Here is a 13,233-nt window from a genome sequence, read left to right on the forward strand (position 1 = left end):
CTTATTTCTTGAAGATTGTATGGTGTTTTGCGTCAAAAATACTCAGAGAGACATTGAAAATACTGTTAGATACTAAAAATCGCCTACACATTGTAATTTTATCTGCATCGCTTATAAGTGTCTAAGTATTAATATCACTTGAGCTCCAATTAATAATTTAAAATGAAAACAGTCAATTTAAAACAAGGGTTATTATTAGTTCTGCTAGCAGTTACGTCTATTACTTGTAACGCTCAAAATAAGCAAGATAAAAAACCAAACATCATTTACATTTTAGCAGATGATATGGGCCTGGGCGATGTACAATTGTACAACAAGGACAGTAAAATACCAACACCTAATATTGATCGCTTAGGTACTGAAGGTGTTAGATTCACAGATGCTCATACAAGTTCAGCTGTATGTACTCCAACAAGATATGGTATAATTACAGGCCGTTATTCTTGGAGGACTTCGACATTAAAAAAGGGAGTTTTAGGTGGCCATAGTGAACATTTAATTGATATTGAAAGAGAAACCGTTGCCAGCATATTAAAAAAGCAAGGTTATAAAACCGCATGTGTTGGAAAGTGGCATTTAGGTATGGATTGGAAAGAACTTAACGCTACTGAGTCCTTAAGGAAAAAAGCCAATAATGTTGATATGAATGCTCCAATCAAGAATGGCCCTAATACAAATGGTTTTGACTATTATTTTGGAATTTCGGCATCATTAAACATGAATCCCCATGTATTTATTGAAAATGACAAAGCGCTGGGAACTTTCGAATATTTAAAAAATGAAGATGCATTAGAAAAAAGAGGATACATAGGGGCAAAACCAGGCTGGTCTGCTAAAGAATTTGAACAAGATGAAGTCTTATCAACCTTTACTAAAAAAACGTGTGATTGGATTGAAGAAAACAAAGACACTCCATTTTTTGTCTATATGCCATTGAATGCGCCGCATTCGCCAATTGTTCCCAGTAAAAAATTTATCGGTAAAAGTGGTTTAAACGATCATGGCGATTTTTGTATGGAAACAGACTGGGCCGTAGGGCAAGTAATGGAAACATTAGACCGGTTAAACATAGCAGACAATACTATTATAATCTTTACTGCTGATAACGGAACGTCTCCTAAGGCAGGTTTTCCGGCGATGGCAGAAAGAGGACATCATTCAAGTTGGATTTATAGAGGAATGAAAGGAACAAACTGGGAAGGTGGCCATAGAGTACCTTTTTTAGTACGTTGGCCAAACAAAGTGAAAAAAGAACAAGTTTCCGATCAATTAATTTGTACTACTGATTTGATGGCTACCTGTGCTAGCCTTTTAGGAATTACACTAAATGAGAATGAAGGAGAAGATAGTATTAGTTTTTTACCTGCATTACACGGGGAAACAATTCCTGAAGTAAGTGAGCGAACAATAGCACACCATTCTGATGGAGGGATTTTTTCTATTCGAACAGCCAAATGGAAATTGATGTTTGATGATTTTGGAGGTTCAAACAGAACCGACCCAAGAAAAAACGAACCAATAAAAAATGCTGCATCACTACAATTATTTGATATGGAAAATGATGCAACCGAAGACGTAAATCTAGCAAGTCAATACCCAGAAATAGTTGAAGAACTAAAGAAAAACTTGGCAACTATAATCAAAGAAGGAAGAAGTAATCCTGGTAAAAATCAACCAACAGATTTAAATACCTCAAATTTAAAATGGCCACAAATAAAAGTGGTTGAAGAGTATTTATACCAAAAATAAAGATATAGAAAGAAGAAAATTTTTAAAAAGGGAGCTGTAGGAGCCGGTAGCAACAACTATAGTTCATTAAGCTCATATTCAGCTTCTACAGAAACTACTAATTCTGGCGCCTCCGACTTAGAACATTGGAAAAAAGTAGCTACAAGAGAAAAAGAAATTCCGAATAGAAATAAAGAAATACATGCGGATGTATTTGTTGCTAGAGGTGGGGTTATTAGTTGTGGTTTGAAATTTGGACACGCTAATTTATACCAAGAATAACAAAAAAATATATTCAATAATAATTATGAAATTTAAAACCGGACTACTATATACCTTAACTAGCGTATTCTCTTTTGTGAGTTGCACAGGTCAAAAGGTAGTTACAAACAAAAAAGACATAGCTTCTAACTCAACTGAAAAACCAAATCTTATTATCATCCATACAGATGAGCATAATTTCAGGACATTAAGTTGTTATCAAAAACTACTTTCGCTAGATCAAGCTTTTGTTTGGGGAAAAGGTAATAATTCTACAACACCAAACATAGATAAATTAGCTAATGAAGGTGCTATAAGTACTAGCTACTATGCCTCCTCCCCTGTTTGTACACCATCACGAGCGTCGTTAGTTACAGGCTTATATCCGCAAGCTACGGGTGCACCAAAAAATGGACTTCATATTAGTGAGGATGTTCCAACTTTTGCAACCATTTTAAGAAATCAAGGTTATGCAACATCTTACGTGGGCAAATGGCACTTAGCAGGTCATAATAAATATAGTTTCGGGATAAAGTATAAAGCAGGTTTTGAAGATAACCGCTATATGATGCGAGGTGGTCATGCCCCCTATTTTCATGTTAAAGACGGTAAAGTTCTAGATGGACTTGGATATAAAGCCATTAAGAAATATCCTGAAAATGAAATTATACACGCAACCGATTTTTTCACGAACAAAACACTAGAAATCCTAAAACGGGATAAAGACAAACCTTTTGCCCTAATGCTGTCCATTCCGGATCCGCATACACCAGATTATGCCAAGCCGCCTTACAATACGATGTATACAAATATGAACGTTGTAGCGCCTAAAACAATGAATCCAAAATATGCGGATCAAAGACCGTCCTGGGGAAGAGGTGGAAATAACGAAGCTTCCGGGAAAAAATCTTTTGAAAAAGAAAAAAAGATGCTAAAGCAGTACTTTGGAATGGTTAGCCATATTGATGATAGTGTAGGTAAAATTTTAGATTTTCTTGAAGAAAACAATCTTACTAAAAACACCATTGTTGTCTTTACATCTGATCACGGAGATATGTTTTTTGAACATCAAAGGAGAAACAAAGGAGTGCCTTATGAAGCATCTGCCAGAATTCCTTTTGTAATTCGATATCCTAATAAAATTCCAGCTAAAAAAGTTGTTAATACAGCATACACCAACGTAGATTTTACACCAACCATTTTAAGTTTGATGAATATAAAAACCGATACAAAATTTCATGGCTTGGACAGTTCTAATGATTTTACCAATGATGAAAAAATAGTGAATAGCGATAGAATTACATACTTCGCCAAATCCGGTGGCTTTTGGGTTGCTGGAGTGAGTGACCGTTATAAATTAGTATTTGATAAAAAGGAAAAACCATATTTATTCGATTTAGAAAAAGACCCAGACGAGCTTATTAACTTTTACTACAATAAAGATTATGCCGATATTGTTCATAGGATGCAAACCGAATTGATTAAGCAGTTAGTGAAATATGATGAGCCTGGATTAAGAAATCACAAGGATTTGACACAGAATAATCTTAACTTTAAAGGCTGATAAAGTATTGGATTTTAATAGGTTGTTCTTAAACAAATTTGTTCATCTAACATATTTAAAAATGAAAACTTACTCTGTTATTCTTTTGATGTTTGTGTTTTGTTCTCAATTCAGTTTTGGGCAAAACGACTGGGAAAATGAATTAATGTTCGAGCAGAACAAACTACGTGCTCGCGTTCCAAGTTATTCTTATACAAAACATGATGATGCCTTAATAGGAAAACGGGAGGTTTCAAGGCTACAATCCCTAAATGGATTCTGGAAATTTAATTTCGTAGAAAAATCATCGGACAGACCACAAGATTTTATTGCTAAGGATTTTGAAGGAAGCTCTGTAAATTGGAAAGACATTTCTGTGCCGTCAAATTGGGAACTTCAAGGTTATGGCCAACCCATTTACACAAATATAATTTATCCTTTTACTCCAGATATTGAAAATGGAGGCAAGCGGAATTTTAGTTATATGGGACCGCATCCGCCACAATTCCCATTTATAGAAAAATACAGAGATAATCCTGTTGGGTCTTATTACAGAGATTTTACGATTCCCACAGACTGGAAAGAGCAATCCATAATCCTGCATTTTGGCGGCGTGTCTTCTGCTTTTTACGTTTGGGTCAATGGTAAAAAAGTAGGGTACAGTCAAGGAAGTAGATTGGCTGCGGAATTTGATATCACTGATTTTTTGACCGAAGGTAAAAATCGAGTCGCCGTACAAGTTTTACGTTGGAGTGACGGTAGTTACCTTGAAGATCAAGACATGTGGCGTTTAAGTGGCATTCATAGAGAAGTGCTGCTTTTGGCACAACCCAAAATAGCACTTAATGATTTCTTCGTGAGAACAAAATTAGATGCAAATCTTAAAAATGCCAAACTAGAAATTCGTCCACATTTATGGATGAAAGGAAATGAAGACAAACTAGAAGGGTGGACTATTTCTGCAGAATTATATGACACCAATAACAACAAGGTTTTAAAAAAACCAATGTCTTGTTCAATTGAAGATGTCTTTTTTGAAAGGTGGCCTCAACGCGATATTACCAAATTTGCCTTCTTGGAGGCGGATATTAAAAACCCAAATAAATGGTCTGCAGAAAATCCATATCTCTACACTTTAGTTTTTGATGTTAAGGATGCTTCTGGAAAAACAGTTGAATCTAGAAGTCAGAAAGTTGGGTTTAGACAGGTTGCCTTTAGCTCAGAAAATGAACTACTTATTAATGGAAAATCTTTAAAAATAAAGGGGGTAAATCGTCACGATCATCATCCAAAAAGAGGAAAATCACTCACGCGAAAGGATTTAGAAGATGATGTAAAACTGTTAAAACAATTCAACTTCAACGCTGTGCGAACTTCACATTATCCAAACGACCCTTATTTCTATGAATTATGCGATAAATATGGAATTTACGTGATGGATGAAGCAAATATAGAAATCCATCATTTAGGAAGTTATGCACCGCAACAACCAAGCCTTGCAATTCCAATATTAAGTCGGGTTATGCGCATGGTAGACCGGGATAAAAATCACCCAAGTATTATTTCGTGGTCTTTAGGAAACGAGGCTGGCACAGGCCCTGCATTTGCTGCTGCAGCTTCTTGGGTGAAAGATTATGATGCCTCACGATTCGTGCATTATGAAGGTGCTCAAGGACAACCAACTCATCCGGAATATAAAGAAGGAGACGAAGGTCAAAAAGTATTTAGGGGAAAAGCGCATGCTAACCCAGATGACCCTTATTATGTTGATGTTCTAAGTAGAATGTATCCAGAAATCTATCAGCTAAAAACAATGTCTGAAAGCCAATATATAAATAGGCCAATTGTTATGTGCGAATATGCACATGCCATGGGCAATTCCATTGGTGGTTTAGGAGAATATTGGGATTTAATCAACTCTAAACCAAACTTGATCGGTGGTTTTATATGGGATATGAAAGATCAAGGTTTATATAAGACCAATTCAAAAGGAGAACAATTCTTCGCGTACGGAGGTGATTTTGGTGACATCCCAAATGCTGGTAATTTCTGTATTAATGGTGTGTTTTCCCCAGACGGTAAACCAAACCCACACGCTTGGGAAGTAAAATATATTCACCAACCTTTTAATTTTAAGGATTCTGATATTAAAAACGGAAAGCTTACTGCAATTAATCATTTAAACCATACGAATCTAAATGCTTATGAGGTAAAATGGGTACTGTCCGAAAACGGGAAAGAACTTCAATCTGGAATCTTACAGGATATTGATTTAAAACCCAGTTCATCTTCAGTATTAAGTATTCCATTCAAAAAGATAAAATTTAAATCAGATTCAGAGTATTGGATTACGGTTTCTGTTCACGAAAAACAAAATCGTTTTTGGGCCAACAAAGGGTTCCAAATTGCTAAAGACCAAATACTCTTAAACCCTAAGGAATTCTTAGGCGATTATAAATCAAAGTCCAAAGCGAAGGTTTCGGCATTAGAAACAAAAGATAAAATAAAGGTCTTAGGCAAAGGATTTTCTGCAACAGTTTTAAAATCCACCGGAGATTTAAATACTTTTCGTTTAAACGAAAAAGAGCAAATCATTACACCGCTAAAACCTGATTTTTTCCGTCCTCCTATTGATAACGACTTGCGTGGCGCCAGTAGTAGAGATTTCAACAAATCAAGAAAATACTGGGAGTTTATGGCAGATTCTTTGGTAACCGATGTTGTTGAAATTTCAAAACAACTAGAAAATGAAGTAATCATAAGTGTGTCTAAGTACTATAAAGACGAAATTGGACTTACGATTACTTATCGGTTTTTAAGTGATGGACGTATCATAGTAAAAATGAATATGGATGCTAAAAAATCACTTCCAGATTTAGTAAAGTTCGGGATGACCATGGGCGTTCCAAAAACTTATTCTGAAACCACTTTCTACGGAAAAGGACCTCACGAAAATTATATTGACAGAAAAAGAGGAACTGAGGTTAGTGAATACACTTTTAAAACGGACGATTTGTTTACCAATTACATTTTCCCACAAGAAAACGGAAATCGGTCTGAAGTAAGATGGCTGAAGCTTTCAGAAAACAAAAAGAACGATTTGATAATTAAAGGTTCTCCGAAATTGGGATTTTCAATTTGGCCATATACAGCTCAAAATATAGAAGAGGCAAAACATACTTTTGATCTAGAAAATAAAGGATTTTATACCTTAAATTTAAATTTGATTCAAATGAGCGTTAATGGAACCTTGTCGGAAACATTACCACAGTTTATAATACCTTCAGGTGAATATAAATTTGAATTTATTCTCAATGCACAATAACAGCTTGATTCAATAAAACATTGAAATGAATAAACTTCTCTCCTCTTTTCTTTTTACACTAATAGCATTTAATATTTCAGCTCAAAGTTTCTCTACAGGAGGAAATGCTATTAGACATACTATTATCGGGTCCGTAAATGGAGAGTCCGTATTATATATTGGAGAATTAGACGGCAGTCTCTCTTCTTATACCATTGAGGGAAAGAAACTATGGCGAGTCACAACCCATACTCCTGCTGTGCTTTTTGAAATTGAAGCAGTAGATATTAATAATGATGGTAATGATGATTTGATAGCTGCAAATGCCAATGGTAACATATATTGCTATGATAGTTCAGGAAAATTGTTATGGCAATTTACATCAGACCATAAAGTGCGTTTTTCTGAAGTTGCTGTAGTAAAAAATAATGGTAAGATTCAGGTTTTTGCAGGTGGTAATGATTACACTTTATATGAATTAGATGCTAAAGGAAAATTAATCTCAAAAACAAGGATTACGGGTGTTGTTAGAAAGCTAGAATCCGGAAATTTTACGGATACCGAAACAGAAAGTCTTTTTCTAATGACTTACGATCATGATAAATTCCGTTGGGATTTCCTAGGGCTTATAGACCCCTATTCTAAAGAAGTGGTCAAAAGTGTTGATATTAAGAAAAAACATCTAAGGGAACTAACAAAAATAATGGTTACCGATATTGGAATTGCTGATATCAATAATGATAAAAAAGATGAAATACTACTATTTGGAGACCAAAAATTCAAGCCCTTTTTTGCGGCTTTAGATGGCGATTTAAATAGTGTTGCAGAATATAAAGGCCACAATAAACAAACTCAACGCTATGCACATTCTCAAGGTACGTTTTTGCCAAGTAGAAATGAGTTTATGTTTCAGCATGGTGGTATTCTTTTGGTTTTGGATAACAAGGGAAAACTAATAAAATCGTCTGGGGCACGGTATGGTAAAATGGTCTACAGTGATTTTGCATTCGAACCAAAATCAAATCAACTTATAGCTGCTGGGACTGTAGATGGCGGGAATACCATTAATTTTTATGATTTAACAAAAGATAATTGGTTTAAAACTACGCATAGGAAAGAAGGCAGAATGCTTGAGGTACAAAAGAATATTACCTCACTTTATAAGCAGACCCTAAATTTTAAATTACCCAAATATCAAACTAAACCGGATAAGGAATGGGTTATGATAACAAAGAGTAATACCGATCCTAGGATAGAAAAATTAAATGGTGCAAATGTTACATTTGTTATTCAAAAAGCACCTAAGGAATCTACGGACCGCTCCCATTTAGTAGCGATTATGGGTGATATTGCTTTAAAAAAAGACAAACGAGGAAAATACCTAGATTCAAGAGAGGACATTGTACAAATGGCAAGAGATTTTGAAGCCAAAGGACAACCATTTGCATTTTGGGCCGGTCACGGTAACGACCCTTTTTATATTCAGATAGAAACCTTAGAACAAGTTTTAGAGGTTGCACCAAATACCTGTTATGGTTTTATATATGCTGAAATGGCAAATGCAGAAGACCCTAGGGTTATTCATTATGTCAAAGAATATATACCAAGGTTAGCTAAGGCAATCCGTAAAAACAATAAGGCCAAATTATACTTTAGATATAAAAATATGTTTTGGGCAGCAACTGCGCATTTACCGCTGTGGAAAGATATGTTCTTCTCAAAGAAATATAGCGATATTTTAGCACCGGCTTCAGAAGACACCAGCAACCGTACGCAAGACCTAAATTTAGCAGGCCGTGTTGGCATGCATTCCGGAGGTTATGTAAATGATTATGCAATGCGTCTAATTGATGATAACCCAACAAGCTGGAGACCATTATCCCCGGGTGGGCAAAACTCAGTTTCACCCTACTTAAGACAAGGGGTTATCATGGCTGCATACGGAGCAAGATATGGTGTGGTTTCTACAAGTGGCTTTGTTGAGGAACCCGGTCTAAACGTATTGTTTGCTCTAATGAAATCTGGCGTGCTACCTATTGTAGAACCTGAAGATATTCTATCTATTGGTTCATGGCATCTTATAAAAGACGTAGATGATAAATTGATTCATAGTGTAGATGATCATCATAAAATAAATCAATACAAAACTGATGATGACAATGCAGTGTTTTCCGTTTCTCAAATGCATTGGGCAGGAACAAGTATCCCTAAATATGATTTCTCTAATATTGCTTTAGGTGTAAAATACCGTTGGACCAACTATATGCCAGAATTACCACACGGTATGGTTCCCGTTGCTCCAATAGAAAGTAAAGCAGCACTAGAAATAGCTAATGTTCCTTATTTTGTTTCTGATACAAAAGCTGGTTATAAAGGTAAAAATAAAGTACCCGCAGATGAATTTGGCGCTACTATTGAAAACACAGTAGAATCTGGAAAAAAAAGACTAAACATTGTTGTGAAAGGTGCGTCATGGAGTGCCATTAAGATTGACGACAACCACACAAGATTGGTTATTGTAGACCAAGGTTACATTAATCCTCAAGAAAGAACTGCAGCTATTACTTTTCAGAATAAAATACCAAAATCAGCAACAGATATCTTGAATGGTGAAATATTTGCCATAAAGGATAAAAATCTAAATTTAAAAATTCCAGCTGGCTCTATGCGATTTATTGATGTGGCCTATTAACTATATTTTTAACTTAGTGATAGCTTTGTAAGTAAACACTTCTTCTTTTTCTTACCATAGTTTTATCCATGTGTAAAGTTCAATACTACATATCTACCTAAATTTTCTAAAGTTTCTTCAAAATAATCAGTAGTATTTGAAAAGCTGTTTTTCAAACTCAGATATTAATTCATTAAAAATAAAGCGTTAAATCTAACATTCCACAACCCAGCTGATATAAAAGTAGATTATCAACAACAGGTACATACGTTTTATAACCATCATTATAAATTAACAATTTACAGCTACTACGTTTACCATAAAATTTACAGAATTACACTGCAGTACTATAGCCGGTAAATACCATTCTATTCGGTAAAACTGAGATAATTCACTTTTTAAAGAATATCACATACTCCCACAACCCCCATAATTACGGAGTTTACCTGTTAATTTACTGTTAAATACATTTTATGTACGCATATATACATGTCTAAATTAGAATTGAACAATATTTACAGCTGTAGCTGAATATAAACCAATCAAACTCAACCATTAATTAACTCAATTATAAACTAACTTAAAGAGAACTAAATGAAAAAATGGAAACTATTAATAACTAATAAATTAATAAGTAGGCACTTACTTATTATGATATTGTTGTTAGCACAGAGTATTGGAGCACAAACACAGGAATTAACCGTTAGCGGTACGATTACAAGTGCAGATGATGGTGTACCTATACCAGGAGCCACTATAATAATCAAAGGAACATCTACAGGTACAACTTCAGACTTTGATGGGCACTATTCAATTTCAGCTAAAACCGGTGATATTTTGACCTTTAGTTTCATTGGTATGAAAAACAAAAGCATAACAGTAACAAAAGCCAAATTGAATGTAATACTTGATGTAGAAGCAGAGAACCTAGATGAAGTTGTTGTTATTGGATACGGTGCTGTAAAGAAAAAGGAACTGACCGGTGCCGTTGCCCAGGTAAAATCCAAGGATATTGAACAGTTTGTAACTTCAGATGTTGCCTCTGCATTACAAGGACAAGTAGCAGGAGTCTCTGTTGTTTCTAGCTCAGGTGCACCTGGATCACAATCTAGTATACAAATAAGAGGTGTTACATCTATATCGGGCTCAAATTCCCCATTATGGGTTGTAGACGGCATACCCCAAGTTGGAAATCCAGGCTTGAATATGAATGAAATTGAAACGTTTGATATTTTAAAGGATGCGGCGTCAACAGCTGTTTATGGATCAAGAGGAGCTGCTGGTGTTATCTTAGTTACCACTAAAAAAGGTAAGGAGGGGGTTATGAGCGTTGATTTTAACCACACCTATGGTATTCAGAGACTAAATGAAAATGCGCCTTTAATGAATGCAAGTGAGCAAATATCTTTTGAAACATTAAAAGAATCACTGGGTTTTACCAACCACATTTCAATTTTAGAAGCAAACCCTTCATGGTATAACAATGATAACGATTTTAGCGGTTATGTATTAAATAATAATGCTGCAACAACTAATTATACCCTTAATGTTTCGGGCGGGGCAAACAACCTTACTTATAACTTTTCAGGAGGCTATTTAGATACCGAAGGTTCATTGGTAAACTCAAATTTAAAACGGTACAATGCCCGTACATCTACAACATATACATCCGATAATTGGAAAATAAATACGAGTATTGCGGTAACTATCGAAAAGAATGCGGTAGCAAGTAGTGGTTTGCTAGCAACTGCAAGTCGCTACGCACCTTATTTTCCATTAATTGATCCTGAAGCAGACGCTGTTTTCACTACCGATGACGGACCTGTGACCACCCCTTTGAACAATTTAGCACAATCAATTAAAAGAGAGAATCTATTTAGAAGAGATATTTTAAATGGAAGTTTGGATATTACACGTCGTGTCACAAATAACTTAGACTTTAAAACTAGAGTGGGTGTATCCATAAGGAATCAATTACAAAAACAATTTATACCCGCATACACACTTGTAAATCCAGATGATTTTAGTGATACAGAAACTGACCCTACAAAAAGTTCCGTACTAAGTGAATCACAAAGAACTTCTAAATTCAGTTGGGATGCCAGTTTAAATTATACCAAAGAAGTAGGTGAACATACTTTTGGTCTATTAGGAGCTGTTACATTAGAAGAAGATAGTTTTGAAGGGTTCTTTGGTCAAAAACAAGGCGTATCCAACAATGATATTAATGTTTTGAACACTGCCACAATAAACCCAACTACAAATAGTCTAACTGGGTATGATATTTCGCGAGTGGGTACTTTGGGTAGATTGCAATACAATTACAAAGGAAAGTATCTACTTTCATTTTTAGGCCGTTATGATGGTTCTTCTCAATTCGCACCTAACAATCGCTGGGGATTCTTCCCTTCGGCCTCTGCTGCGTGGAATGTATCTGATGAAGATTTTTGGAATTCCATATCGGATGTTGTGAACAACTTTAAGATTAGAGCAAGTTACGGAGAAGTAGGTTATGACCAAATACCGGCTTACGGATACAGTAGTACCATAGGACAGGCTGCAGATTATATTTTCTCGGACAACGATGCTTCCTTCACTAATGGAACTGCGATAAGAGATTATGCAAATGAAACCTTATCATGGGAAACGTCTAAATCCGTAAACTTGGGTGTTGATTTAGCTTTTCTACAAAATAAGTTTGTTCTAACGGCAGAATATTACAATACCAAAAAAGAAGATATGTTGTTTCCTATAACATATGCCAGTTCTTCTGGAGCATTTAATGCAAATGGTGGACCTTTTGATAACAATGACCACCGAAATGTAATATTAAATGTGGGTAATATGACCAATCAAGGATTTGAACTGGGGGCAAGATTCACACAAAATATTGGAGCAAGCAATTTGAATTTGAATGCTACTTTCTCAAAAAACACAAATGAGATTACTAATATTTTCAACAATATTCCATTTATACTTAATGGTAATTCAGCCTTGGTTAGTGGAGATAATCAGAATTCACTTATTACGCAATTTGCCACAGGTTATGAAGCTGGTGCCTTCATTATATATAAAACAGATGGCGTAATACAGACAGATGCAGAATTGGCAGAATACCAAAAACTTGGTGGACGGGGAAATGCCGTAAAAGGAGATTTAAAATATGTAGACACAAATTCTGATGGTGAAATAACTGCTGAAGATAAAGTATACAGAGGAAGCGGATTACCCGACTTTGAAATAGGCTTTAATATGAATTGGAACTATAAAAATTTCGATTTTGCCATGAACTGGTTTGGTAGTGTTGGCGCAGAAATCATGAATGGAAATAAAGCAGTGAGTTATATTGCCGGTCGCCATCCTGATTTAAATAACATTTGGACCGAGGATAACCCTACTTCTAACATTCCTAATTGGAGTGGAGCCAAAGGTGATATCAACCATAATGGAAATACCGATTACTGGCTAGAAAAAGGGGATTATTTAAGGTTAAAACTAGTTACATTAGGGTATTCACTTCCCGCAGACGTTTTAGATAAATTAAACATTTCTAATTTCAGACTTTTTGTTTCAGGACAAAACCCACTAACTATTACAGGGTATAAGGGGTTTGATCCTGAAATTGGAGGTAACGTTGCTAGAAGAGGTTTAGATGTTTCTAGATATCCAATATCTTCTTTGTACAGTTTAGGTATCAACGTCAGGTTTTAAAAAAAAAAGAATTAT

General features: G+C 35.3%; 5 protein-coding genes. All 5 read left to right on the plus strand.

Annotation, left to right across the window (positions count from 1 at the left end):
- Positions 1–162 precede the first annotated feature (162 nt).
- The 5 genes from KO521_RS10535 to KO521_RS10555 all read left to right on the plus strand — a co-directional run bounded on the left by KO521_RS10535 (position 163) and on the right by KO521_RS10555 (position 13,218).
- Entirely contained in the window at positions 163–1,749 is a 1,587-nt protein-coding gene (locus KO521_RS10535; protein ID WP_215939883.1) for a sulfatase family protein, read from the plus strand.
- Positions 1,750–2,035: 286 nt separating this feature from the next.
- Positions 2,036–3,553, plus strand: coding sequence for a sulfatase family protein (locus KO521_RS10540; RefSeq protein WP_215939884.1), 1,518 nt, complete (start codon positions 2,036–2,038; stop codon positions 3,551–3,553).
- Positions 3,554–3,614: 61 nt separating this feature from the next.
- The gene (locus KO521_RS10545) at positions 3,615–6,857 is read left to right on the plus strand and encodes a glycoside hydrolase family 2 TIM barrel-domain containing protein (protein WP_215939885.1); all 3,243 of its coding nucleotides are present in this window, start codon (positions 3,615–3,617) and stop codon (positions 6,855–6,857) included.
- A 25-nt stretch (positions 6,858–6,882) separates the two neighbouring features.
- Complete coding sequence (locus KO521_RS10550; protein ID WP_215939886.1) at positions 6,883–9,528, plus strand: WD40 repeat domain-containing protein; 2,646 nt, start codon at positions 6,883–6,885, stop codon at positions 9,526–9,528.
- A 573-nt stretch (positions 9,529–10,101) separates the two neighbouring features.
- Positions 10,102–13,218 (plus strand): SusC/RagA family TonB-linked outer membrane protein, encoded by a 3,117-nt coding sequence (locus tag KO521_RS10555; protein ID WP_215939887.1) that lies wholly within the window; start codon positions 10,102–10,104, stop codon positions 13,216–13,218.
- The last annotated feature ends 15 nt before the right edge of the window (positions 13,219–13,233 follow it).

Source organism: Zobellia uliginosa (genome assembly GCF_018860745.1).
Taxonomy (GTDB): domain Bacteria; phylum Bacteroidota; class Bacteroidia; order Flavobacteriales; family Flavobacteriaceae; genus Zobellia; species Zobellia uliginosa_B.